The sequence below is a fragment of the Haloplanus sp. GCM10025708 genome (genome assembly GCF_042663985.1).
Taxonomy (GTDB): Archaea; Halobacteriota; Halobacteria; order Halobacteriales; family Haloferacaceae; genus Salinirarus; species Salinirarus marinus.
The window spans coordinates 2,603,087-2,627,370 of sequence record NZ_JBHSZA010000011.1; the positions used below are offsets into that span (position 1 = coordinate 2,603,087).

General features: G+C 66.8%; 19 protein-coding genes, 1 tRNA gene and 8 pseudogenes. 22 read left to right on the forward strand and 6 right to left on the reverse strand.

What is annotated here, in order from left to right; all coding sequences use genetic code 11:
• Positions 1 to 9 precede the first annotated feature (9 nt).
• The 4 genes from ACFQJD_RS17630 to ACFQJD_RS17645 all read left to right on the forward strand — a co-directional run bounded on the left by ACFQJD_RS17630 (position 10) and on the right by ACFQJD_RS17645 (position 3,173).
• Positions 10 to 867: an MFS transporter gene (locus ACFQJD_RS17630; RefSeq protein WP_379799969.1), complete on the forward strand. Its 858-nt coding sequence runs from the start codon at positions 10 to 12 to the stop codon at positions 865 to 867.
• A 92-nt stretch (positions 868 to 959) separates the two neighbouring features.
• Positions 960 to 1,700, forward strand: a complete 741-nt coding sequence (gene nucS, locus ACFQJD_RS17635) for an endonuclease NucS (protein ID WP_379799971.1) — start codon at positions 960 to 962, stop codon at positions 1,698 to 1,700.
• Between the two features lie 53 nt (positions 1,701 to 1,753).
• Positions 1,754 to 2,284 carry a 50S ribosomal protein L16 gene (locus tag ACFQJD_RS17640; protein WP_379799973.1) on the forward strand — a complete coding sequence of 177 codons (531 nt, stop codon included), beginning with the start codon at positions 1,754 to 1,756 and terminating at the stop codon, positions 2,282 to 2,284.
• A gap of 37 nt (positions 2,285 to 2,321) precedes the next feature.
• A complete protein-coding gene (locus ACFQJD_RS17645) occupies positions 2,322 to 3,173 on the forward strand; it encodes an ATP-grasp domain-containing protein (RefSeq protein ID WP_379799975.1) in 852 nt (283 codons plus the stop codon).
• On the opposite strand, the gene ACFQJD_RS17650 is transcribed toward ACFQJD_RS17645, so the two are convergent.
• On the reverse strand, positions 3,174 to 3,539 hold the full coding sequence (locus ACFQJD_RS17650) for an Hsp20/alpha crystallin family protein (protein ID WP_379799977.1): 366 nt from the start codon (positions 3,537 to 3,539) through the stop codon (positions 3,174 to 3,176). It abuts the gene before it with no gap.
• A gap of 146 nt (positions 3,540 to 3,685) precedes the next feature.
• On the opposite strand from ACFQJD_RS17650, the pseudogene ACFQJD_RS17655 reads away from it, so the two are divergent.
• A pseudogene (locus tag ACFQJD_RS17655) lies at positions 3,686 to 4,872 on the forward strand (phosphoglycerate kinase); the annotation flags it as partial.
• Here ACFQJD_RS17655 and ACFQJD_RS17660 read toward each other — a convergent pair.
• On the reverse strand, positions 4,838 to 5,914 hold the full coding sequence (locus tag ACFQJD_RS17660; protein WP_379799978.1) for a type II glyceraldehyde-3-phosphate dehydrogenase: 1,077 nt from the start codon (positions 5,912 to 5,914) through the stop codon (positions 4,838 to 4,840). The pseudogene ACFQJD_RS17655 and the gene ACFQJD_RS17660 sit on opposite strands and share 35 nt — an antisense overlap.
• 116 nt (positions 5,915 to 6,030) lie before the next feature.
• Here ACFQJD_RS17660 and ACFQJD_RS17665 point away from each other — a divergent pair, with 116 nt between their 5' ends.
• The 3 genes and pseudogenes from ACFQJD_RS17665 to ACFQJD_RS17675 all read left to right on the forward strand — a co-directional run bounded on the left by ACFQJD_RS17665 (position 6,031) and on the right by ACFQJD_RS17675 (position 8,592).
• Complete coding sequence (locus ACFQJD_RS17665) at positions 6,031 to 6,984, forward strand: aminopeptidase (protein ID WP_379799980.1); 954 nt, start codon at positions 6,031 to 6,033, stop codon at positions 6,982 to 6,984.
• Between the two features lie 62 nt (positions 6,985 to 7,046).
• A pseudogene (locus ACFQJD_RS17670) lies at positions 7,047 to 7,696 on the forward strand (HVO_0476 family zinc finger protein).
• Between the two features lie 72 nt (positions 7,697 to 7,768).
• Positions 7,769 to 8,592 (forward strand): annotated as a pseudogene (locus tag ACFQJD_RS17675) (protein-L-isoaspartate O-methyltransferase family protein).
• On the opposite strand, the gene ACFQJD_RS17680 reads toward ACFQJD_RS17675, so the two are convergent.
• The gene (locus tag ACFQJD_RS17680; protein ID WP_379799982.1) at positions 8,589 to 9,035 is read right to left on the reverse strand and encodes a DUF7382 domain-containing protein; all 447 of its coding nucleotides are present in this window, start codon (positions 9,033 to 9,035) and stop codon (positions 8,589 to 8,591) included. The pseudogene ACFQJD_RS17675 and the gene ACFQJD_RS17680 sit on opposite strands and share 4 nt — an antisense overlap.
• 76 nt (positions 9,036 to 9,111) lie before the next feature.
• Here ACFQJD_RS17680 and ACFQJD_RS17685 point away from each other — a divergent pair, with 76 nt between their 5' ends.
• From ACFQJD_RS17685 to ACFQJD_RS17700, 4 genes and pseudogenes are all read left to right on the forward strand, one after another.
• Positions 9,112 to 10,227, forward strand: coding sequence for an ATP-binding protein (locus tag ACFQJD_RS17685; RefSeq protein ID WP_379799984.1), 1,116 nt, complete (start codon positions 9,112 to 9,114; stop codon positions 10,225 to 10,227).
• 12 nt (positions 10,228 to 10,239) lie between these two features.
• On the forward strand, positions 10,240 to 10,578 hold the full coding sequence (locus ACFQJD_RS17690; RefSeq protein ID WP_379799986.1) for a fluoride efflux transporter FluC: 339 nt from the start codon (positions 10,240 to 10,242) through the stop codon (positions 10,576 to 10,578).
• Positions 10,575 to 10,790: pseudogene (locus ACFQJD_RS17695) on the forward strand (CrcB family protein); the annotation flags it as partial. The gene ACFQJD_RS17690 and the pseudogene ACFQJD_RS17695, both read left to right, overlap by 4 nt.
• Positions 10,791 to 11,295: 505 nt before the next feature.
• Positions 11,296 to 12,261 (forward strand): hypothetical protein, encoded by a 966-nt coding sequence (locus ACFQJD_RS17700; RefSeq protein ID WP_379799988.1) that lies wholly within the window; start codon positions 11,296 to 11,298, stop codon positions 12,259 to 12,261.
• Between the two features lie 343 nt (positions 12,262 to 12,604).
• On the opposite strand, the gene ACFQJD_RS17705 is transcribed toward ACFQJD_RS17700, so the two are convergent.
• Positions 12,605 to 12,677, reverse strand: a tRNA-Asp gene (locus ACFQJD_RS17705).
• Between the two features lie 252 nt (positions 12,678 to 12,929).
• Between ACFQJD_RS17705 and ACFQJD_RS17710 the strand changes: the two genes are divergently transcribed.
• From ACFQJD_RS17710 to ACFQJD_RS17740, 7 genes and pseudogenes are all read left to right on the forward strand, one after another.
• Positions 12,930 to 13,160, forward strand: coding sequence for a DNA-directed RNA polymerase subunit H (locus tag ACFQJD_RS17710; protein ID WP_379799990.1), 231 nt, complete (start codon positions 12,930 to 12,932; stop codon positions 13,158 to 13,160).
• On the forward strand, positions 13,157 to 14,716 hold the full coding sequence (locus tag ACFQJD_RS17715; protein ID WP_379799992.1) for a DNA-directed RNA polymerase subunit B'': 1,560 nt from the start codon (positions 13,157 to 13,159) through the stop codon (positions 14,714 to 14,716). The genes ACFQJD_RS17710 and ACFQJD_RS17715 overlap by 4 nt, the downstream gene beginning before the upstream one ends.
• A gap of 1 nt (position 14,717) precedes the next feature.
• Positions 14,718 to 16,544 carry a DNA-directed RNA polymerase subunit B gene (gene rpoB, locus ACFQJD_RS17720; protein WP_379799994.1) on the forward strand — a complete coding sequence of 609 codons (1,827 nt, stop codon included), beginning with the start codon at positions 14,718 to 14,720 and terminating at the stop codon, positions 16,542 to 16,544.
• 3 nt (positions 16,545 to 16,547) lie between these two features.
• Complete coding sequence (locus ACFQJD_RS17725) at positions 16,548 to 19,481, forward strand: DNA-directed RNA polymerase subunit A' (RefSeq protein ID WP_379799996.1); 2,934 nt, start codon at positions 16,548 to 16,550, stop codon at positions 19,479 to 19,481.
• Positions 19,474 to 20,684 (forward strand): annotated as a pseudogene (gene rpoA2, locus ACFQJD_RS17730) (DNA-directed RNA polymerase subunit A''). The gene ACFQJD_RS17725 and the pseudogene rpoA2 overlap by 8 nt, the downstream one beginning before the upstream one ends.
• A 1-nt stretch (position 20,685) precedes the next feature.
• A complete protein-coding gene (locus ACFQJD_RS17735; protein ID WP_379799998.1) occupies positions 20,686 to 21,114 on the forward strand; it encodes a NusA-like transcription termination signal-binding factor in 429 nt (142 codons plus the stop codon).
• A gap of 58 nt (positions 21,115 to 21,172) precedes the next feature.
• A pseudogene (locus ACFQJD_RS17740) lies at positions 21,173 to 21,487 on the forward strand (PAS domain S-box protein); the annotation flags it as partial.
• Between the two features lie 49 nt (positions 21,488 to 21,536).
• Here ACFQJD_RS17740 and ACFQJD_RS17745 read toward each other — a convergent pair.
• Complete coding sequence (locus ACFQJD_RS17745) at positions 21,537 to 21,959, reverse strand: hypothetical protein (RefSeq protein WP_379800618.1); 423 nt, start codon at positions 21,957 to 21,959, stop codon at positions 21,537 to 21,539.
• A 47-nt stretch (positions 21,960 to 22,006) separates the two neighbouring features.
• Here ACFQJD_RS17745 and ACFQJD_RS17750 point away from each other — a divergent pair.
• The 3 genes and pseudogenes from ACFQJD_RS17750 to ACFQJD_RS17760 all read left to right on the forward strand — a co-directional run.
• Positions 22,007 to 22,228, forward strand: a pseudogene (locus ACFQJD_RS17750) (sensor histidine kinase); the annotation flags it as partial.
• Between the two features lie 166 nt (positions 22,229 to 22,394).
• A complete protein-coding gene (locus ACFQJD_RS17755; protein ID WP_379800000.1) occupies positions 22,395 to 22,823 on the forward strand; it encodes a 30S ribosomal protein S12 in 429 nt (142 codons plus the stop codon).
• Positions 22,823 to 23,431: pseudogene (locus ACFQJD_RS17760) on the forward strand (30S ribosomal protein S7); the annotation flags it as partial. The gene ACFQJD_RS17755 and the pseudogene ACFQJD_RS17760, both read left to right, overlap by 1 nt.
• Positions 23,432 to 23,447: 16 nt before the next feature.
• On the opposite strand, the gene ACFQJD_RS17765 reads toward ACFQJD_RS17760, so the two are convergent.
• Positions 23,448 to 24,203 (reverse strand): DUF5781 family protein, encoded by a 756-nt coding sequence (locus ACFQJD_RS17765; protein ID WP_379800002.1) that lies wholly within the window; start codon positions 24,201 to 24,203, stop codon positions 23,448 to 23,450.
• Positions 24,204 to 24,284 lie beyond the last annotated feature (81 nt).

Genomic DNA, 24,284 nt, shown 5'->3' on the forward strand with positions numbered 1-24,284 from the left:
CTGGTCGGCGTGGCCGTCGTCGGCGTCGGCGTCGGACTCTATCCGACGGCGGCGCGCGCGCTCATTTCCGATCACTTCGAGGCGCGGCGCGGCGGCGCGTTCGGTCTCCACACCGCCTCCGGCGACGTCGGTGGCGGGGCCGCGGCGGGACTGGCCGTCGTCGCCCTCGCCGTCGGGACCTGGCGGATCGCCTTCCTGCCCGTCGTGGCGACACTGGCGGTACTCCTGTTCGGCGTCCACCAGTTGAGCCGGGAGCCGTACACGATCGAAACCGTTCCGCTCGACGTTCGAACGGCGGGCGGACGGCTGTTCGCCGAGAGCGAGGTCCGGTGGCTGGTGTTCGCCTACTGTCTGTTCGCTCTGTCGTGGCAGGGGACGGCGGGCTTTCTCCCCACGTACCTCCAGCAGACGAAGGGCTTCTCCCCGGCGCTCGCCAGCGCGGGCTTCGCCGGGCTGTTTCTGGTCGGCGCGGTCGTCAAACCCCTCGCGGGCGACCTCGGCGACCGGATGCAGCGCGGCCGCGTCGCCGCCGGAGCCCTCGCCCTCGGCGCGCTCGCCCTCGGCGTCCTCGTCGTCGCGCAGTCGACGGCCGCCGTCGTCGCCGCAACGGCGCTGTACGCCGTGGGGCTGATGGGGTTCCCGCCGGTCATGCAGGCACACCTCATGAGCGTCTTCCCCGACGCGAGCATGGGTGGCGACCTCGGCTTCGCCCGCACCGTCTACATCGGCGTCGGGAGCCTCGGCCCCACGTACATCGGCTTCGTCGTCCAGCACACGAGCTACGACGTCGCCTTCGCCGGCCTCGTCTGCGGGCTCGTCGTCGGCACGGTCGTCGTCGGGTGGCGGACTCAGCAGGGGAACGGCTAACGGATCGAATCCCGCCGCTGACGGCGTTCGGAGAGCGCCGCCGACGTGACGCGCCCCTTTAGTGCGTCGAACGCCTACTCCGGCCGACTCGAATGTCGGTTACGACCCTCCACCGTCCGACTCACCGCGACACGCTGTACGCGCTCGAATCGGCGTTCGAGCGCGAGGAGCTGATAACGGTGTTCGGGCGCTGTACCGTCGAGTACGAGGGGCGGGCGGAGAGCAGCCTCGGCGCGGGGAAGCGACTGCTCGTCCTCAAACCCGACGGCTCGGCGCTGGTCCACACGGGCGAGAAGCGGACGCCCGTGAACTGGCAACCGCCGGGCTGTGAACACTTCGCCAGCGTTCGCGACGGCCGACTGTGCGTCCGGAGCGTCCGGGAGAATCCCGACGAGACGCTCGACGTCCGCTTCGAGCGCGTCCACCAGTTTACCGCCTACGACGTGAGCGCGGGTCAGGAACTCGACTTGCGCGGTAGCGAGGAGGACCTGCGACAGCACGTCCTCGACAACCCGGGACTCGTCGCGGAGGGGTTCACGCCGACGGCGACGGAGCGGGAGACGGACGCCGGACCCATGGACGTGTTCGGCGAGGACGGCGAGGGACGCCCCGTCGTCGTCGAGTTGAAACGCCGGCGGGTGGGCCCGTCCGCAGCGGGTCAGTTGCGCCGCTACGTCGAGGCGATGCGGCGGGAATTCGGCGACGGGGAGATACGCGGCGTGCTGGTCGCGCCCTCCGTCACCGACCGAGCCGCGGACCTCCTCGAAGAACACGGACTGGAGTTCGTCGCCGTCGATCCGACGACGGGCCGACCGCCCGAAGAGGCGGGCTAAGACGGCATCGAAGGCTTTATTCACGACCTGACCCTCCTTCTCGACAAGTAACCATGTCAGAAAAGCCCGCCTCCATGTACCGGGAGATCAGCAAACGCCCGTACACTCGACGCGAGTACATCACGGGCATTCCCGGATCGAAGATCGCACAGCACAACATGGGGAACCTCCAGGCCGACCCCGACGACTACCCGGTTCACGTCAGCCTCGAAGTCGAGGAGGAGTGCCAGATTCGCCACGGTGCGCTCGAGGCCTCCCGGCTCTCGGCCAACCGACATCTCCTGAAGGAACTCGGGGAGGGGAACTACAAGATGGTCCTGCGAAAGTTCCCCCACCACGTCATCCGCGAGAACAAACAGGCGACCGGTGCGGGGGCGGACCGCGTCTCCGACGGAATGCGGCAGGCGTTCGGCAAGCCCATCGGAACCGCCGCCCGCATTCAGCGTGGCGACACCGTCTTCACCGCCTACTGCGACGTCGAAGACGCCGCGACGGTGAAAGACGCGTTCCGCCGCGCCTACAACAAGATCTCTCCGCCCTGCCGCGTCGTCGTCGAGAAAGGCGAGCAACTGCTCGTCGCCTAACCGGCCCGTTTTTCTCCCCGCAGGCGAGTCGTCGCGTATGCTCCGGCTCGCGGTCACGACCCGCGCCGAGACGTTCGAGCGACTGCGCGACCCGCTCGCGACTCGCGAGATAGACGTCGTCCACCTCCCCGTAGAGGGGCGGACGATCGACCTCACGGGCGCGGACGGCGGCGTCGGCGACGTCGACGCCGGCCTCGTCTTTCCCTCTCGGGTCGCCGAGGGCACGGCGGTGAGCGCCTTGCTCGACGTGCCGTGGGTGAACGGCCGCGAGGCGGTGTTGACCTCGCGGAACAAGGGAGGTGCCATCGCGGCGCTCTCGGCTGCCGGCCTGCCCGTCCCCGAGACGACGCTGGTGTCGAACCCCGTCGACGAGGCGGCGGTTCGGGCGGCGGCCGAGGCGTTCGACTGGCCCGTCGTCGTCAAGCCGAACTCGACGACGCGGGGGCGGGGCGTCGTCAGAGCGTCCGATCTCGACTCGTTGCTGGGCGTCGTCGACTACCTGAACCTCGTCCACGACGACCCGGCGACGGGCGACAAGTCGTACCTGCTCCAGGAGTTCCTCCCCGACGCCCGCGACTACCGAGTGATGGTCGTCGACGGCGAGTACGCGGGCGCGGTCGAGCGGCGCTCGGAGGCGGGGTGGAAACACAACGTCCATCGGGGGGCGGCGGCGGAGAGCGTCGACCTGCCGGCGGCGTATCGTCGACTCGCAGAACGCGCCGCCGACGTGCTGGGCGTGCCGTTTCTCGGCGTCGACCTGTTGGCGACGGGGGACCGGGTTGTCGTGAACGAGACGAACGCCCGGCCGACGGTAGACGAGTCGGAAAAGTACGAAGACGGCTTCTACGACCGACTGGCGGCGCTGATACGGCGAACGGCGGAAAACTGATTACTCGACGTCGATGTCGGCGGAGTCGCCGACCTTGTCGAAGGTGACCTGCAGGACGCCGTTGTTGAACGTCGCCGACGCGGAGTGTTCGTCGACGCGGGCGGGGAGGCGAATCCGTTCGTCGTACTCGCGCCGGGCGCTGGCGGCGCTGATCGTGAGCGTCTCGCCGTCGCATTTCAGGTCGATGGCGTCTTTCTCGACGCCCGGGAGGTCCGCGACGAGTCGGACGACGTCGCCCTCGTCGTGTACGTCGACGTGCGTCTCGGAGGCAAAGCCCGCTCCGTCGTCGCCGGTCATCTCGTTCATCATCCGTTCGATCTCGTCGAAGATGTCGCCGAACGGGTCGTCGCGGTCGTTTCCTCTCATGACCCGTGGTAGACCGTTGTGACTCAAAAGCTTTCTGACGACGGCACGGGGACGTCCCGGTCGGGGATCTGATCCGCCCTCGTGCGGGGTCGCGACAGCAGGAGAATCGAACGTTACTAACCCTCCGTCCTCGTTGCCTCCCCTGTATGTTCAAGACGCTCGACGACATCGGGACCGGAAAACGGGTCCTCGTCCGTCTCGACCTCAACTCCCCCGTCGAGGAGGGCGTCGTGCAGGACAATCGGCGGTTCTCGCGTCACGCCCGGACCGTCCGCGAACTCCGAGAGGGGGCCACCACGTCGTCTGCATGGCCCACCAGGGACGGCCCGGCCGCGACTCCTTCGTCTCGCTGGAACAACACGCGGACATCCTCGCCGACCACGTCGACCACCCGGTGCAGTTCGTCGACGACGTCTGCGGCGAGCGGGCCGTCGACGCCGTCCGGTCGCTGGAATCCGGGGAGATCCTCCTCCTCGAGAACGTCCGGATGTGCGGCGACGAACTCCCCGAGCGCCCGCCGGAAGAACACGCCGAGAGCGAGTTCGTCCGCGCGCTGGCCCCGGAGTTCGACGCCTACGTCAACGACGCGTACTCGGCGGCCCACCGGTCCCACGCCTCGCTCGTCGGCTTCCCGCTCGTTCTCGACTCCTACGCCGGCCGGGTGATGGAGCGCGAATACGAGGCCAACACGAGCATCGCCAACCGCGAGTTCGACGGCCCGGTGACGATGGTCCTCGGCGGGGCGAAGGCGACGGACGTCGTCGACGTCATGGACGCCCTGGATCAGAAGGTGGACACGTACCTCCTCGGCGGCGTCGTCGGCGAACTCTTCCTGCGGGCGGAAGGCTACGACGTCGGCTACGACGTCGGCGGAACGGACGTCTTCGACTACCAGTGGGAGCGCAACGAGGGAACGATCGAGCGGCTGCTGATCGAACGCGAGGAGCGCGTCCGCCTCCCGTCCGATCTGGCGTACGAGGCGGACGGCGAACGCGAGGAGTGTCAGGTCGAGGGCGTCGAGAAAGACCGGCCGTTTCCGGACATCGGGCACGACACCATCGAGGCGTTCCAGCCGGTCATCGAGGAGTCGGCGGCGGTGTTCGTCAAGGGGGCGATGGGCGTCTTCGAAGACGAGCGGTTCAGCGACGGCACGGTGGAGATACTGCGCGCCATCGGCGAGACGGACTGTTTCTCGGTCGTCGGCGGCGGCGACACCTCCCGCGCCATCACTCTGTACGGCCTCGACGAGGACGACTTCTCGCACGTCTCCATCGCCGGCGGTGCCTACGTCAACGCGCTCACGGGGTCGGAACTGCCGGCCGTCGAAGCGCTCTGCGACCAGGGGCGTCCGCGAAGACGCTGTCGAGGCCGACGCCGAGTCGGTCGTCGGTGGTCGCTCTGCTCTCGTCGGCGTCCTCGTCGCCGGTGATAGCGCGGATCGCGTCGACGTTCTCGGGGACGACGTCGCTCTCCTGGTGGATGGCCTGGAAGAGATAGAGGTCGGACCCCTCGACGGTGATGGACTCCTCCCAGATGCAGTTCTCCCAGATGTCGCCGCGCGGCCGGCCGGCGTCCATGGCGAACTCCTTGAGTTTGCCCGATCCGTCGATGCCGGAGTCGTCGGGGATGAGAAAGAGGCGGTTCTCGTCGGCGAGACGATCGCGCACCTCGTCGGCGTCGGGTGCGGCGTCGAGGGTGACGTTGACGCTGTGCGTGTGCATCAGCGTCGCCGGCACCTTCATCCCGAGGGTGTCGATGTCGAGGTCGGGGAGAATGGTGTTGACGTCGGGACCGTGGTGTGACGGGATAGTGACGGGGTCGGGCAGGATGTCGTTGATCGGGCCGCGGTCCGTCTGTCCGGGATCGCCGCCGCGGCGGACGAGGGTGACGCGAGCCTTCTCGACGCCGTAGGCCTCCTGCAGGGGAGCGAGGAGGCGGGAGAGACCGGTCGTGTTACAGGAGACGACGCGGACGGAGTCGGCACCGAGGGCGTTCGCGTAGTTCGCCCGGGCGTTGAAGCTCACGTCCGCGACGTCCGCGCCCTCGCCGCCCTGCACGATGGCGGGCGTGTCGTAGTCGTCGTACAGTTCGAGGTTCTGTTCGCCGACGCCCGACGGCGTCGCGTCGACGACGACGTCGCTCGCGGCGACGAGTTCGTCCACTTCGCCGGCGACGTCGATGCCCGCGTCGGCGAACTGATCGGCGCGTTCCGGTATCGCCGCGTAGAGCGGGTAGCCACGTCGAACCGCCGTCTCGGCCTCGTGGTTCGGCCGGGTCTTGGCGACGCCGACGAGTTCCATGTCGGGCTGTTCCGCCACCGCGTCGGCGACCCGCTTTCCGATCGTGCCGTACCCGTTTACGCCCACCTGGATCATACAGTCGTCACTGCACGACCGACGGGGATAATCGTTACGAGGTTGCCCAGGAGAACGGAACGACGGGGCGAGCGACGAGGGACAAAGCTAACGGCGGGGCGACCGGACGTACGCGTATGAGTTCGCTTCGCGCCGCCGCGGAGACGGCGATTCACGAGTGTATGGCCCTCGACGCCGACGAGACGTTCGTCGTCGTCACCGACGACGAACGCTTGCAAATCGGCGAGACGCTCTACGACGTCGGGAGCGAGGTGACCGACGAGTCGGTACTCGTTCGCTACCCGCCGGGCGAGCAACACGGGGCCGAACCGTCCGCACCGGTGGCGGCGGCGATGCGCGACGCGGACGTGTTGCTCGCGCCGACGACGAAGAGCCTGAGTCACACCCGCGCCCGGAGCCGGGCGACGGAAGCGGGGGCCCGCGCGGCGACGATGCCGGGCATCACCGAGGAGGTGATGGTAGCCGGCCTCGACGCCGACTACCACGCCATCGCCCGCGAGTGCGTGAAACTCCTCGAACGCGTCGAGGACGCGACGGAGGTGCGCGTCACTTCGCCACAGGGAACCGACATCACCTTCGAACCCGGTGGCCGGGAGTGGCACACCGACACCGGGATGGTCCACGAACCCGGCGATTTCTCGAATCTCCCGGCCGGTGAGGTGTTCGTCAGCCCCGAGACGGCGACCGGCACCTACGTCGTCGACGGGACGATGATGCCCCACGGATTGCTGGCGGGACGCGAACTCCGCTTCGAGGTGGAAGACGGCTACGTCACCGACGTCAGCGATCCCGAAGTTCGAAGTCAGGTGGAGTCGGCCGCCGACGAGGTGGGAACGGACGCCTACAATCTCGCGGAACTCGGCATCGGCACGAACCTCGGCGTCGAGGAACTGATCGGGTCGGTGCTCTTGGACGAGAAGGCCGCCGGCACCGTCCACGTCGCCATCGGCGACGACGCGAGCATCGGCGGCGACACCGAAGCGCCGTTGCATCTCGACGGCATTTTGCGGGAGCCGACGGTGTACGCCGACGGGGAGGAGATAGCCCTCCCGTCAGCCGAACAGTCGTAGCCCTGACGGTCCGAGGCGACGGTAAACGCGGGTTTTTACATCTCGGCTGACTAGCCGAAAGTATGAACGAGACAGCGGAACGCGTCGCGGTGGCCTGTCCGTCGTGTTCCCCGGACCTCGAAGCGGTCCACGAGCTGCTGAAACCGGGGGACACGCGACCGTCCGGTGTACCGAATGTGGACACACGCACAAGGTCCGGATCGAGGAGGAACGCGAAGTCGAACTGGACGTCGTCGTCTCGCAGGACGGCGAGTCGTTCACGGCGCGCGTCGACGCGCCGGCCGAAGAGACGCTCGCGGTCGGCGAGGAGTTCGTCGCGGACACGCCGGAGGCCATCCTGCAGGTGCGCATCACGTCGCTGGATCTGGGCGGCGACAAGCGGACCGAGGAAGCCGTCGCCGAAGACGTCGACACCGTCTGGGCGCGCGTCGTCGACAACGTGAGCGTGAACGTCACGTTACACCCGAACGACGGCCGCCGCGACGAGACCAAAAGCGTCGACGTGCAGGTGCCCGGCGACTACGAGTTCGTCGTCGGCGACGAGAAGGAACTCGGCGACGAACAGTTCGAAATCGAGGGGATCCAGGTTCGCGACGACGCCGCGAACTACCGCTTCGACAAGTTCGACCACGAGGGCGACATGGTGTTCGCCAAGGACGTGAAACGGCTGTACGCCCGCGACACGAGTTCGACCGCGTGGTCCGCGTGGTGAGGTAGCCACTCGCCGTCGCACCGGAGCCGACGCAAGCACATCCTTGATTACGGATGACCCCCGAGAGAGAGCATGGACCCCGCGGTGTTGCGTGACGACATGGTCGACGGCGTCGACCACGCGGTCGACGGTCTCGAAGCGGCCGTCGGAACGGCGATGCGGACCGTCCCGCGCCACGAGTTCGTCGACGACCGGCCCTACGACAACCGGGCGACCGAACACGGGGGAACGACGGTGCTCGCCCCGAAGACCGTCGCTCGCCTGCTCGAAGCGCTCGACGTCGGCGCGGGCGACGACGTTCTCGTCGTGGGGGCCGGCGTCGGCTACACCGCCGCCGTCGTCGCCGAAATCGCCGGCGGCCGCAACGTCCACGCCGTGGACATTACCCGGCGGGTCGTCCTCGACGCCCGCCGGAATCTCGCTCGCGCCGGCTACGACGCCGTTCTCGTCGACTGTCGCGACGGCGCGCGCGGCCTCCCGGAGTACGCCCCGTTCGACCGCATCCTCGTTGAAGCGACCGCCGTCCGCCCGCCGCGAGCGCTCCTCGACCAGCTCGCGGACGGGGGCGGCTCGTCATGCCGGTCGGCGGTCCCGCACAGACGCTCGTCGCCGTCGAGGCGGCGGAGCGCGACGGCGCACCGGCGGAGCGCGACGGCGTACCGGCGGATCGCGACGGCGTACCGGCGGAACGCGACGCGCGACTCGACGTGCCGGGATTCGGCGTCGTCGAGGCGTTCGGAGACGTCGCGTTCGATCCGCTGCTCGTCGAGGGCGAACAGGCCGGCGGCCGCACGCGAAACCGCACCGAACGCGAGGACCGCGAGTTCGCCCAGCAGGGGTATTTCGCGCCGACCGGATGGGAACAGGACTGGATCGACTGGGAACGCCACCTTTAGCCGTCGCGCACCACCAGTACCTTCGCGTTCGTTCTGCGGTCGCTGTACTGACTTCCGGCGGGCGGTTTGACGTCGACCTGTAACGTCCCTTCCTCCTGGTTCGGTCGGAGTTGTGGCGTCACCGTCATCGTGGCGGTCCCGTTCTCGCCCGTCGTCGCCGTCTGCACGCCGTCGAGATCGGCGCTCCCGCCTTTCACGACGACGGTGGCGTCGGCCACGGGCGTCCCCTTGCTTCCGACGACGGTGAACGTCAGTTGCCGCTCGCCCGGCGAGACCACCTCCGGCGACGGCTTCGCGTCGAGTTCGGTTATCGAAAGCCCCTGGATCCCGGTCAGCATGTTCATCATGACGCTCAGGCTCGCGACGCCGATCACCAGCGCGATGACCAGCCGAATCGGGAGCCCCTCGATAGCCCGCGTGTCCTCGCTGAACGCATCGAACATAGCCCGGGGTGGTCCCGGATTCGTATTTGAACCCTCGGACGGGGCTTTAGGTGGGAAGCCGGGAGCAGGGAGACCCATGCACGTCCTCGGACGCGACGACGCACTGGACGGCGACCTTCCGACCGGCCGACTGGGTACGTATCGCGCCCGCGACGGGAGCGACGGGGCGGCGGTCGGCCTCGATTTCGACCGGCCGCACGCCGGCGTCGTCGTCGGCAAGCGCGGCTACGGCAAGTCCTACACGCTCGGCGTCGTCGCCGAATCGGCGGCCCGAACGGCGGGCGTCGCGCCCGTCGTCGTCGATCCGCTCGGCGTCTTTCGAGGACTGGCCGCGGGGGACGACGTGCCCGCACGGGTCGTCGAGAAACCGGTCGTTCGCGCCGGCGCGCTCCCGCCGCGGGCGTGGCCGGATTTGTTCGACCTGTCGGCGACGGATCCGACGGGGGCGCTCCTCTGGGAGGCGGCGACGCACGCCGACACCGTCGACGGGATGCGGGCGCACGTCGCCGACGCGTCGGCCGAGCGAGGCCCCCGACGCGCGGCCGAAAACCATCTCGACGTGGCGGCGGCGTGGGACGTCTTCGACCCGGACGGAGTCGATCCGGCGTCGCTCGCGGCCGGTCCGGCGACTGTTCTCGACCTCGCGGGCTACGACCCCGGACCGATGAACGCCGTCGTCGCAGTGGTCGCCCGAGGACTGTACGACGCGCGCCTCGACGGCCGTCTCGACCGGCTACCGTGGCTGCTGGTCGACGAGGCGCACGCCTTCGCCGACGGATTCGCGGCCGCGGCGCTGGAAACGCTGCTCACCCGCGGCCGTGCGCCGGGAGTGAGTCTCGTCGCGGCGACGCAGCGTCCGAGCGTCCTGCCGGACGCCGCCATCTCGCAGGCCGACCTGCTGTTCGCGCACCGCCTCACCGCCGTCCGCGACGTGGACGCGCTCTCGGCCGCGCGCCCGACGTATCTCGACGGGACCATCCGGGACAGACTACCCGAGACGCCGGGGCACGTGCTCGTCGTCGACGATGCCACCGAATCCGTCCACGACGTCCGCGTTCGGGAGCGAGTGACGCCACACGGCGGCGAGTCGCCGCGGGCGAGCGAGGCCCGACCCGACGCGTGTTCAGACGCCGACAAAACGACCACCGACGCCGAAGAAAAACGGACCGAAACCGACGTGTACAGAGCGTGAGAGAAGGAGGTAATGACGGATCGGATCGACCCGTTGCTCGTCGCTGCGGGCGGCTTCGTCGGAGCGACGCTTCGTTACGGCGTCGGCCTCGCCGTCCCGGGAGTGACGGGGACGCTGGTGGTGAACGTCCTCGGGAGTTTCGCACTCGGCGCGGTCGTCGCGTTGATGCCCCGTCACCGGATACAACTGCTCGTGGGGACGGGGTTGCTGTCGTCGTTCACGACGTACAGCACGTTCGCCGTCCAGACGGTGACCCTCGGACCCGAACTCGGCGCGCTGAACGTCGGTGCGAACTACGCCCTCGGGGTCGTGGCCGCACTTCTCGGACTCGCGGCCGGGAGGCGGAGGTGAACGCGTTCCTCCTCGTCGGCGGCGGTGGCGTCCTCGGCGCGCTGGCGCGCTACGCCGTCGACCGCCGGCTCGCGGGACGGCGCGGCACCGTCGTCGTGAACGTCCTCGGCAGCGTCGTCCTCGGCTCTCTCACGGCCACACCGCTCGGTACGTCGGCGATGCTCGTCGTGGGGGCCGGGTTCTGCGGGGCGTTCACTACGTTCTCGTCGTTCGCCGTCGACGTCGCCGAGTTCGTCGAGAACGGCGAGTGGCGACTCGCCGCAGGATACGCAGGGGAACCCTCGCCGCGGCGCTCGTCGGCGTCGTCGTCGGCAGTTGGCTCGGACGCGTGGCGTGAATCGTTAGACGACGGCGACGGCGTCGCGGCGCTGTTTCGAGTCGAACTCGACGGCGAGCATGAGCCCCTTCCCGCGGACGTCGACGACGAATTCGGGGAGCTAGTCGTGGCGTGGCGCTGGTGGTAGTCGACCCACCGTCCGGCGCGTTCCCCGGCAGCGACTGGACGTCCGGTCCCGCGGTTGCTCTGTCTACTGGTGGAGTTGGTACCAGCGGTCCAAAGACGCTTCCACAAAAATCGACAGGGAGTAGTCGTACGAACCGGGACGAACGGCCGTCGGGCGGGGAATCGGCGACTTTTCTCGACGCCGTCGGTCGTCAACAAGGCCGAAAAAGTCATGTTTCGGCTTATACGAAAGCGTATACGTGAACCGTCGATCCGTGTTAGCGCTCCTCGGAACGGTGGGAACTGGCGGATGTCTGCGACTCACCGACACCAGTTCCCAGACCGGCGCTGATCCTGTTCAAACGAGCACGGACGGGAGGGATAACGAGTCCCAAAATCGCTCGGAAGAGGCAACGTCAACGAGAACGCAGACCCCGAGGGGTAAATCGATAGAGGTACCAGAACTCCATATCGAGCTCTCGAACACCGGCGACATTCGAGGGGCGAGTCTCGGACCCGGCAAGAAGGATATAATTTCTGGACAGTTCGAGGGGGATCGACAGTTGTTCAAACACCAGACTTTCGCGCGCTACGCCGCCGAGATAGTCGAGAACGGGTCGGTGGTCGCTCATACGACAGACCGGATATTCGCTGTCGGGTATCGGTGGCGGCTCGCACAGACTGGCGACCGTGTGTTTATTACCCGACAGCCCGGTGTCCGGGAGGATTGGTCAGCAACTTTCCGCCTCAGGGACGATGATTGGAGCGATTATGAACCGCTAGCCACCCAGCAACCACAGACGAGCGGAAACGGGCAGGTATTCGAGATCGACAAGACCGCGCTCGACGTGAAGGAAGGGCTTTACAGGTGGACGCTTCAGATCGGAGAACACAAGCGCGGAGGAACGTATATCACCCTCATACCCTACACTGGTTACGTAATCTCGATCGGATCCAATCCGAACGATCGGACACGGCGAGATGCGATCAACTACGCATCGAGCGTGATACAGGGATCGTCCGCCCCCTTGGGATCATACGGCCGGTCGGAAGCTAACGGAATCCACCTTCTTGATGAAGGTGGTCGTGGCGGGCCAGTCGGAAACGGTACTATTGCTAATACGGATTGGCTGGGGATCAAGCCGACGGGGAACAGCGACACAATTTCGCTCGGTGGCGGTCGTATACTTCGGATTCGCAATCTCGCTACAGGGACGGCACTCACCTTCAGGCCGTCGTAACACGGTGGCCCTCGACGATCAGCACTTCGTCTTTCGACGGCTTCTCGAGGACGGTGACGGGCATCTGCGCGTCGAGTGCCAAATACTGCAGGCTCGTCGTCGGACTCGCTTCGAGAGTGCGTTTCGTCGCACGGCCGGATGCGTACGTGGCTCCCTGCTTGTAAGTGTTCTAAAGAACCGGTAGAAGGCGCGAAGCGCCGAGACGCCCGAGGCGGGATTTGAACCCGGTGTCAGACCTCGCTTCGCTCGGTCTGCCGTGGTTCAAATCCCTCAAGCCGTTTCGTTGCGACTGTGCCTCGCTCCTCGTTCCACTCGTCGCTCGGCAGTTAGTCGCAACAGAAAACGCCCGAGGCGGGATTTGAACCCGCGTCACGACCGTGACAGGGTCGTATGATGGGCCACTACACCACCCGGGCTGACGCATCTATTTCTATCGCGGTCGATTAAATAAGGCTTGCCATCTACCGGCGGCGTGGCAGCCGCTACCCCGCGCCCGCCCCGAAACACCTATACGGGGAGCCACCCTGCGTAGGAGTATCACGGATGCACTCATCGGTGGGATCTGCCCCGGTCGGTGAGCGTCTGCTGGCGGATTTTGGTAAGCGTTAAATGGATGGGGGCGCAACGACGCCGTAGTATCTCGTGATAGCTTCTTCCCCCACCCACTCATGGTAGACGTAAGCCAACACAAACTGGTTCCGGAGCACATCCTCCTCGACGACCCGGAGGAAATCGAGGAAGTGCTCGAGGAGTACAACGTCAGCAAGACCAACCTACCGAAGATTCGGACGAAGGATTCGGCACTGCCCGAGGGTGCCGAGCCGGGCGACGTCGTCAAAATAGTCAGGGAGTCTCGAACCACGGACCGAGCGGTCGTATACCGACTGGTGATCGAATGAACCGACAGGACCGACGTGCGGTTTCGCGGGAGTACTTCTCCCAGGAACGGCTCGCAGAACACCACTTCCGGTCGTTCAACGCGTTCCTCGATCGGGGGATGCAGGAAGTCGTCGACGAGAAAGAGACGATCGACACGGACATCGGCGACAAGGAGGGCCAGGAGCCGGTGTTCGTCGAACTCGGCGACGTCCGCATCGAGACGCCACGCGTCCGGGAAGCAGACGGGAGCGAGGAACTGCTCTACCCGCAGGAAGCCCGCCTTCGCAACATCACCTACGCCGCGCCGGTGTTCATGGAGATGTCCATCGTCCGCGGCGGCGAGGAAGAGGAGGAAGTCGTCGTCGACTCCACCGAGACCAAGGTGGGACGGATGCCCATCATGGTCGGCTCCCGGAAATGCAACATCGAGGGCCTCACGGACGAGGACCTCATCGAAATCGGCGAAGACCCCGTCGACCCCGGCGGCTACTTCATCGTCAACGGCTCCGAACGAGTGCTGATGACGAGCGAGGACCTCGCGCCGAACAAGATCCTCGCCGAGTACGACACGAAGTACGGCGACGAGATCCAGGTCGCCAAGACGTTCAGCCAGCGGCGTGGCTACCGCGCGCTCGTCCTCTGTGAGCGCAACCGCGAGGGGCTGCTCGAAGTGTCGTTCCCCTCGGTGTCGGGGAGCGTCAACTTCGTGACGCTGGTGCGCGCGCTCGGCCTCGAATCCGACGAGGAGATCGTCCACCGCGTCTCCGACGACCCGGAGATCGTGAAGTTCATGCTGGAGAATCTGGAGGAGGCCGACGTCCAGACCGAGGAGGAAGCCATCGAGACGCTCGGCAAGCGCGTCGCCGGCGGCCAGGGCAAAAATTACCAGCTCAAGCGCGCCAACTACGTCATCGACCGGTATCTCCTCCCGCACCTCCACGAGGAAGGGGTAGAGGAGGAGGAGGTCCGCATCAACAAGGCGTACTACCTCTGCCGGATGGCCGAGGCGTGTTTCGAACTCGCACTCGGCCGCCGCGACTCCGACGACAAGGACCACTACGCCAACAAGCGCCTGAAAGTCTCAGGCGACCTGATGCGCGACCTGTTCCGGACGGCGCTGAACAAGCTCGCGCGCGACGTGAAGTATCAGCTCGAACGGGCGAACATGCGCAACCGACAGCTGACGGTCAACACCGTCGTCCGGTCTGACGTGCTGACCGAACGGCTGGAACACCCCATCGCGACGGGGAACTGGGTGGGCGGCCGCTCGGGCGTCTCCCAACTGGTGGACCGCACCGACTACATGGGCGTGTTGTCCCACCTGCGTCGCCTCCGGAGCCCGCTCAGTCGCTCCCAGCCCCACTTCGAGGCGCGCGACCTGCACGCGACCCAGTGGGGTCGCATCTGTCCCTCCGAGACGCCGGAGGGGCCGAACTGTGGCCTGGTGAAGAACTTCGCGCAGGCGATGGAACTCTCACAGAACGTCGAGGACGAACAGGGACTCAAACGGGAACTGGCGTCGATGGGTGTCAAGGGGATTCCCGGTATCGAGGGCGTCGAATCCATGGCTGATTAATATGGCTCAAGCACGAGAAGCGAAAATTTACGTCAACGGCAGTTTGGTCGGTACCCACCCCGACCCCGAAGAGCTCGCAGAACAGATCCGGGAAGCGCGTCGACGCGGCGACGTCAGCGACATGGTGAACGTCTCGGTCAAAGAACGCACCCGCGAGGTCATCATCAACGCCGACGCCGGCCGTGCGCGCCGACCGCTCATCGTCGTCGAGGAGGGCGAGCCCCTCCTGACCGACGACGAGATCGAGGCCGTCACCGAGGGCGACCTGGAGTTCGAGGATCTCGTCGACCGCGGCTACATCGAGTTTATCGACGCCGAGGAGGAAGAGGACATCTACGTCGCCGTCGACGAGGACGAACTCACCGAGGACCACACGCACCTCGAAATCGACCCGCAGCTCGTCTTCGGCATCGGCGCGGGCATGATTCCGTATCCGGAACACAACGCCAGCCCGCGCATCACGATGGGTGCGGGGATGATGAAGCAGTCGCTCGGGATTCCGTCGGCCAATTACCGCATCCGGCCCGACACGCGACAGCACCTCCTGCATTACCCGCAGCTGTCGATGGTGAAGACCCAGACGACCGAGCAGATCGGCTTCGACGAGCGGCCGGCGGCCCAGAACTTCGTCGTCGCCGTGATGTCCTACGAGGGGTTCAACATCGAGGACGCCCTCGTCATGAACAAGGGGTCGGTCGACCGCGCGATGGCCCGGTCGCACTTCTTCCGCACCTACGAGGGTGAGGAGCGCAGATATCCGGGCGGACAGGAAGACCGCTTCGAGATCCCGTCCCAGGACGTTCGTGGCGCGCGCGGCGAGGACGCCTACACCCACCTCGACGAGGACGGCCTCGTCAACCCCGAGACGGTGGTCGACGAGAACTCCGTGCTGCTGGGCAAGACGTCGCCGCCGCGGTTCCTCGAAGAGCCGGACGAGATGGGCGGCCTCAGCCCGCAGAAGCGCCGAGAGACGAGCGTCACCATGCGCTCGGGCGAGGACGGCGTCGTCGACACCGTCACCCTCATGGAGGGCGAGGACGGCTCGAAGCTCTCGAAGGTGAAGGTGCGCGACGAGCGCATCCCGGAACTCGGCGACAAGTTCGCGTCCCGCCACGGCCAGAAGGGCGTCGTCGGCCACCTCGCGCCACAGGAGGACATGCCGTTCACCGAGAACGGCGTCGTCCCGGACCTGGTGCTCAACCCCCACGCGCTGCCGTCGCGCATGACCGTCGGCCACGTGCTGGAGATGTTGGGCGGCAAGGTCGGCTCGCTCGAAGGCCGCCGCGTCGACGGGACGGCCTTCCAGGGCGAAGACGAGGAAGAACTCCGCGACGCGCTGGAGGAACACGGCTTCGAGTCCTCCGGAAAGGAGGTCATGTACTCCGGCGTGACCGGCGAGAAAATCGAGGCGAAGATTTTCGTCGGGACCATCTTCTACCACAAGCTCTACCACATGGTCTCGAACAAGCTGCACGCCCGTTCGCGCGGGCCGGTGCAGGTGCTGACGCGCCAGCCCACCGAGGGCCGTGCCCGCGAAGGCGGCCTCCGCGTCGGCGAGATGGAGCGCGAAGTCCTCATCGGTCATGGGGCCGCGATGGCGCTCAAGGAGCGCCTCCTCGACTCCTCGGACCGCGAGGACGTCTACATCTCCGAGGAGACGGGGATGGTCGCCGTCGAGGACACGGATCAGCGCCGCGTCTACGACCCGATCACGGGCGAGGAGGACGACATTCACGAAATAGAGGTGAGCTACGCGTTCAAGCTCCTGCTGGACGAGATGATCGCGCTCGGCATCCGACCGCGACTCGAACTCGAGGACGCAGTGTAATTCATGTCACTCAACACACCGAAAGAGATCGGCGGCATCCAGTTCGGGCTGATGGACCCGGAGACGTACCGCGACATGTCCGCGACGAAGGTCATCACGGCGGACACGTACGACGACGACGGCTACCCCATCGACATGGGGCTGATGGACCCGCGACTCGGCGTCATCGACCCCGGCCTGGAGTGTCGCACCTGCGGCCAGCACTCGGGGTCGTGTAACGGCCACTTCGGCCACATCGAACTCGCCGCGCCGGTCATTCACGTCGGCTTCACGAAACTCATCCGCCGGCTCCTCCGGTCGACCTGTCGGGAGTGCGGTCGGATCGCGCTCACCGCCGAAGAGAAAGCGCAGTTCCAGGAGAACCTCCAGCGCGCGATCGACCTCGACGAGGACGAAAACGACGTGTTGAAGGCGGCCGTCCGGCAGGCCCGGAAGGCCTCGCAGTGTCCCCACTGCGGCGCGAAACAGCACGACATCAAACACGAGAAACCGACGACGTACTACGAGGTCCAGGACGTCCTCGCGGGCGACTACTCCGAACGCGTCGCCGAAGCGATGCAACCGGATCCCGACGACTCCGAGGACGAGGGGACGAGCCCGCAGGCGCTGGCCGACGAGACGGGCATCGAACTCGACCGCATCAACGACATCCTCTCGGCCGAGTTCCGGCCGACGACCGAGGCCCGCAAGTCCCTGGAGAAGGCACTCGGCGTCGACCTGACCGAGGAGGACATGAACAAACTGATGCCCTCGGACATCCGCGACTGGTTCGAGGACATCCCGGACGAGGACATCGAAGTGCTGGGCATCGACCCCGGCCGATCGCGACCGGAGTGGATGATCCTCACCGTCCTCCCGGTGCCGCCGGTGACGGCGCGACCCTCCATCACGCTGGACAACGGCCAGCGCAGCGAGGACGACCTGACGCACAAACTGGTGGACATCATCCGCATCAATCAGCGGTTCATGGAGAACCGCGAGGCGGGCGCGCCCCAACTCATCATCGAGGACCTCTGGGAACTGCTCCAGTACCACGTCACGACGTTCGTCGACAACGAGATCTCGGGGACGCCGCCGGCGCGCCACCGATCCGGGCGGCCGCTGAAGACGCTCTCCCAGCGCCTGAAAGGCAAGGAGGGTCGCTTCCGCGGGTCGCTCTCGGGCAAGCGCGTCAACTTCTCCGCGCGGACGGTCATCTCGCCGGACCCGACCCTGTCGCTGAACGAAGTCGGCGTCCCGGAACGGGTCGCCCGTGAGATGACGCAGACGCTGAACGTCACCGAGCGAAACCTGGAGACGGCCCAGCAGTACGTATCCAACGGTCCCGAAGGGCATCCGGGCGCGAACTACGTCCGCCGCCCCGACGGCCGCCGACTGAAAGTGACCGAGAAGAACTGCGAGGAACTCGCGACGAAGATCGAAGCCGGGTGGGAGGTCAACCGCCACCTCGTCGACGGCGACATCGTCATCTTCAACCGCCAGCCGTCGCTCCACCGGATGTCCATCATGGCCCACGAAGTGGTCGTGATGCCGTACAAGACGTTCCGGCTGAACACCACCGTGTGTCCGCCGTACAACGCCGACTTCGACGGCGACGAGATGAACATGCACGCCCTCCAGAACGAGGAGGCGCGGGCCGAAGCGCGCGTGTTGATGCGCGTCCAAGAGCAGATTCTCAGCCCGCGGTTCGGTGAGAACATCATCGGAGCCATCCAGGACCACATCTCGGGCACTTACCTGCTCACTCACGAGAACCCCCGCTTCACCGAGACGCAGGCGCTCGACCTGCTGCGGGCGACGAGCGTGGACGAACTGCCCGACCCGGACGGCGAGGAGGACGGCAAACCCTTCTGGACGGGCCGGACCGTCTTCTCGGAACTCCTGCCCGACGACCTGACGCTCTCGTTCACGTCGTCGACGGGTGACGCGGTCACCATCGAGGACGGCCAGTTGGTTGAAGGCACCATCGACGAAGACGCCGTCGGCGCGTTCGGCGGCGAGATCGTGGACACGATCACGAAGGTGTACTCGAAGACGCGCGCCCGGGTGTTCGTCAACGAGGTGGCGTCGCTGGCGATGCGCGCCATCATGCACTTCGGGTTCTCGCTCGGCATCGACGACGAATCCATCCCGGACGAGGCGAACGAGATGGTCGACGAGGCCATCACCAACGCCCACGAGCGGATCCAGGAACTCATCACGACCTACGAGGCGGACGAACTCGACTCCCTGCCGGGTCGGACCGTCGACGAGACGCTGGAGATGAAGATCATGCAGACGCTGGGGAAGGCCCGCGACAGCGCGGGCGAGATCGCCGAAGACCACTTCGCGGACGACAACCCGGCGGTGATCATGGCCCGGTCCGGTGCGCGTGGGTCGATGCTGAACCTCACGCAGATGGCCGGCTGCGTCGGTCAGCAGGCAGTTCGAGGCGAGCGCATCAACCGCGGCTACGAGGACCGGACACTCAGCCACTACAAGCCGAACGATCTGTCCGCGGAGGCCCACGGCTTCGTGGAGAACTCCTACCGGGGCGGGCTGACGCCGCGGGAGTTCTTCTTCCACGCCATGGGCGGCCGCGAGGGGCTCGTGGACACGGCGGTCCGGACCTCGAAGTCCGGCTACCTCCAGCGCCGCCTCATCAACGCCCTGTCCGAACTGGAAGCGCAGTACGACGGGACGGTGCGCGACACCAGCGACACCATCGTCCAGTTCGAATACGGCGAGGACGGGACGAGTCCGGTGAAGGTGTCCTCGTCCGAGGAACACGGCATCGACGTCGACAACATCGTCGACCGCGTCCTCGAATCCGAGTTCGAGAACGAGACGGAGAAAGAGCGCTTCCTCGGGCGGGAGGAACCGCCGACGAACCTCTCGGAGTACGCCGGCCCCGGTCTGAACAAGGCACAGGGCACGGGGGTGCAGTCGGATGACTGAATACGAACACGTAGACGAGGACGTTCGCGCCATCACCGAAGACAGCGAGTTGCCCCAGCGACTGAGAGAGCAGGTGTACGAGACGGTCGACGACCGGGGCGGCGTCACGGCCGAACAGGCCGACGAGATCGTCCAGGCCGTCGAGTCGCGGTATCTCGACACCCGGGTCGATCCACTGGACCCCGTGGGGACCGTCTCCGCACAGTCCATCGGGGAGCCCGGAACGCAGATGACGATGAACACGTTCCACTACGCGGGCGTCGCCGAGATCGACGTGACCCAGGGTCTGCCTCGCCTCATCGAACTGGTGGACGCGCGCAAGACGCCCGACACGCCGATGATGACGGTCCACCTCGAAGACGAGTACGCGGTCGACCGCGAACGCGCCCACGAGGTCGTCTGGTCCATCGAAGCGACCAAGATCCTCGCCCTCGGTGACGTCTCCACGAACGTCGCGGACATGCTCGTCCAGATCGACCTCAACGAGGGGACGTTGCTGGAACGATGGCCGACCATCGACGACGTCGAGGAGATCGCCGCTCGAATCGCCGAGACCATCGAGGACGCCCTCGGCGTCGAGACGCGCCGGACGGGCACCGTCATCGAGTTCGGGCCGTCCGAACCGAGCTACCGCGAACTGCTCCAGCTGGTCGAGGAACTCCGCGAAGTCGTCTTCAAGGGCATCGAGGACATCTCGCGGGTCGTCATCCGCAAGGAGCAACTCGACGACGGCGAGGAGGAGTTCGTCCTCTACACCGAGGGGTCGGCCTTCGGCGACGTCCTCGAGATCGAGGGCGTCGACGCCTCGCGGACGACGTGTAACAACATCCACGAGATCTACCGCAATCTGGGCGTGGAAGCGGCCCGCGAAGCCATCATCAACGAGACGATGGACACCCTCGAAGAACAGGGGCTGACGACGTCAACGTCCGGCACCTGATGCTGGTCTCGGACATCATGACCAACCGCGGCACCATCGAATCCATCGGCCGCCACGGCATCTCGGGGTCGAAGGAGTCGGTGCTCGCTCGCGCCGCCTTCGAGGTGACGGTCAACCACCTACTCGACGCCGCCATCCACGGCGAGCGCGACCGGCTCGACGGCGTCATCGAGAACGTCATCGTCGGCAAGCCCGTCTCCATCGGCACGGGCGACGTGGACCTGCGGATGGGGTCGTTCAGCCCCACCCAGCCGTCGGACTGAGATGACGGTCACGCTGACCGACCGGGAGCGCCGATACATCGCCCTCTTCGAGGACGTGACGGGGGCGACGGCCCGGGACTGCCTCGTCCGCGACGACGGCGATCGCGTGGTCTTTCTCGTCGCCGCGGGGGAGATGGGACAGGCGGTCGGCCCCGGCGGCCAGCGCGTCCGCGAGGTCGAGGAGAAACTCGGCCGGTCGGTCGAACTCGTCGAGGACGCGGACACGCCCGAGGCGTTCGTCGCGAGCGCGCTCTCGCCGGCGGCGGTCCGGCACGTGACCGTCAGCGAGCAGGGCGACAGCGTCGTCGCCTACGTCGAGGTGGCCCCGGACGACCGCGGTGCGGCCATCGGCGAGAACGGTCGCAACATCGACGTCGCCCGGACGCTCGCCCGACGCCACTACGGCGTCGACGACGTCCAGCTGACGTAGCCGACCGAAGTAATTAGGCCGGGTCGTCAGGGACCGGTACGCCTTCAGGAGTGCGACTATGGCCTCTGTGGGTTCCGGAGAGTCGACGGTCGACGCCGGGGACGAACGACGCGGCGGCGACTTCTTCGAGGCGGTCGTGAGAAACAGCACCGACGCCGTCGTCTCCATCGACGAGGACGGGACGGTCGTGTTCGCCAACGCGGCGGTGGAGCGGCTCTGTGGCTTCGATCCGGACGAACTCGTGGGCGAGCCGCTCGACGTGTTGCTCCCCCGCAGCGACGCGGACGTCGTCGATCGGGTCACGTCGTCCGAACGCGAGTTCGAAGGGGAGAACGTAGAGGCCACGGTACGGCACCGCGACGGCCGGGAAGTGCCGATCTCCGCCGCCTTCACGGAACACCGCGACGGCGACGACCGGATCTTCACGGGGTCTTTCGCGACGTCTCGCGCCGCGTCGCGCGCGAACAGCGACTCGAACGGAAGACCGAACAGCTCGAGGAGTTCGTCGACGTCGTCTCCCACGACCTGCGGAACCCGTTACAGCTGGCGCGGGGAAGCTCTCGGTCGCACGGGAGCGCGCCGACGCCGACTGCGACGCGCTCGCGGAGGTGGCCGAGGCGCACGAACGGATGAGTCGGCTCGTCGAGGAGCTGCTGACGCTGGCGAAGCAGGGGCGGGCCATCGGCGAGACGGAGCCCGTCGACCTGGGTCGCGTCGCTCGCGAAGCGTGGGCGACGGCCGGCGACGACGCCTGTGATCTCGCGGTGTCGACGGCGACGGTTCGGGCCGACGACGAGCGGCTGCGGACGCTGTTCGAGAACCTCTTTCGGAACGTGCGGACCCACGCGGGGACCGCGACGTCCGTCCGTGTCGAACCGTTCGACGGGGAGTCGGGTTTTTCGTCGCGGACGACGGCGTCGGCCTCGACGCCGACGACTGCGACCGGGTGTTCGATCGCGGGTACACGTCGACGGATTCGGAGGTGGGGTTCGGCCTCAGCATCGTCCGGGCCATCGCACAGGCCCACGGCTGGGAGGTGCGCGCGACGGAGAGCGACGCCGGCGGCGCACGCTTCGAGTTCTCGGACGTCGCCGTCGTCGACGAGGAGGGGTGACCGAACGACGCGCTCTCGCCGTCGCTCGCCGCCTGCGCCGGCAGGAGACGTCGCGAGATCGAGACGGCCTCAGAACCGCGGAGAGCCCCCAACGAGCGACGCTCAGGCAGTTTCGGCGGCCGAAAAAGGGAGCCTTAAGTAGCTCCGTCGGCAACTCCTTGCTACTATGGCGAACGGCAAGTACGCAGCCCGTAAACTCAAGAAGGACCGCCAGAAGCGTCGGTGGTCCGACTCGGAGTACGCGCGGCGGGAGCGCGGTCTCCGAAAGAAATCCGACCCGCTCGAGGGCGCACCGCAGGCGCGCGGCATCGTCCTGGAGAAGGTCGGCATCGAGGCGAAACAGCCCAACTCGGCGATCCGGAAGTGCGTCCGGGTCCAGCTCATCAAGAACGGCAAGCAGGTGACGGCGTTCTGTCCCGGCGACGGTGCGATCTCCTTTATCGACGAACACGACGAAGTCACCATCGCCGGCATCGGCGGCGCGAAGGGCCGTGCCATGGGCGACCTGTCGGGCGTGAACTACAAGGTCGAGAAGGTCAACGGCGTCTCGCTCATCGAACTCGTGCGCGGCAACGCGGAGAAACCGGTGCGATAATGTCCGAGAGCGACACCCCCGAACCGGACGCCCCCGCCGACAGCGAGGAAGCCGAGGAGAACGCCCTCCTCTTTGGCGTCTGGGACGTCACCGACATCGAGTACGGCGACCCCAGCACGGAGCGCTATCTCAACGTGACGCCCATCGCGCACACGATGGGTCGCCACGCCTCCAAGCAGTTCCAGAAATCCGAGATTTCGGTCGTCGAGCGGCTCATCAACCGCTTAATGCAGACCGAGGAGAACACGGGGAAAAAGCAGATGACGATGCGCATCGTGCGCGACGCGTTCGAGATCGTCCACGAACGCACCGAGGAGAACCCCGTGCAGGTGCTCGTGACCGCAGTCGAGAACGCCGCCCCGCGCGAGGAGACGGTTCGCCTGAAGTACGGCGGCATCTCCGTCCCGCAGGCCGTCGACGTCGCCCCGCAGCGGCGCGTCGATCAGGGACTGAAGTTCCTCGCCGACGGCGTCCAGCGCACCTCCTACAAGACGTCGACCAGCGCCGCCGAGGCGCTCGCCCGCCAGCTCATCGGCGCGGCCGACTACGACGTCCAGACGTACGCCATCAACCAGAAAGAGGAGAAAGAACGCGTCGCCGCCGCGGCCGCTAAGCGCCGTCTCTCTAATCTGCCGCCGGTCCCGTTCCGACGGCGTACTGGCGCGTCACGTCTACGAGTTCCTTCCTGTAGTCGCTCTCCGACGGATCGTCGACGAGCGACCGGAACCGCCGTCGGAATCGGTCGAGACCGACGTTGGGTGCGTCGTCCGCGGCGGCGTGTGCGAGGTCGTAGAGCCGGTGTGAGTCGCCGACGAGATCGTGGCGTTCCACGAGCGCGAGCGCGAACGCGGCGTTGACGGCGGTGATGTCGGGGTCCGACGCAGTGGAGACGCGGCGCGAGTCGGACCGCGGTGCCGTCGGCGGCGAGTCCGCGACGGCCGCCGCCAGTTTGGACTCGAGGAACTGGACCAGTTTGTCCGCCGGGGCCACCGAGAGGGTGATGTCGTCGGCGTAGATGTCTTTCATGTGATTGGCGATCTGATAGCAGTGCGAGAGCTTCCGGCGCTCGACCGACCGCCCGGAGAGGGCGAGAAAGAGCGCCTCCTCGGTCGACTGGGTGTGAGAGGCGTGGCGCCCCTCGTGGCGGACCATGTGGGCGAGCTCGTGGAGGGCGAGTTCGCGCGCCATCGCGCTCGTCGCGGCCTGTCGGGAGATGTTGAGGACGTGATAGTCGTCGTAGTGGGCGGCCCACGTCCGTTCGTCCGGGTCGTCACGGACCCGCACGCGAACCGGATCGGTGAGTTCGTATTCGGTTTCGAGGAGTTCGGCGGCACCGAGAAACGGGTCCGGTGGGGCGGTCCCCTTCACTCGCACGTCCATGCGTATGCGTACCAAGCAACCGACGGCTATGACTCTTGTGCCAAACGCGGTTGCGTTCGCGACTGGCCGTTCGACCGCACC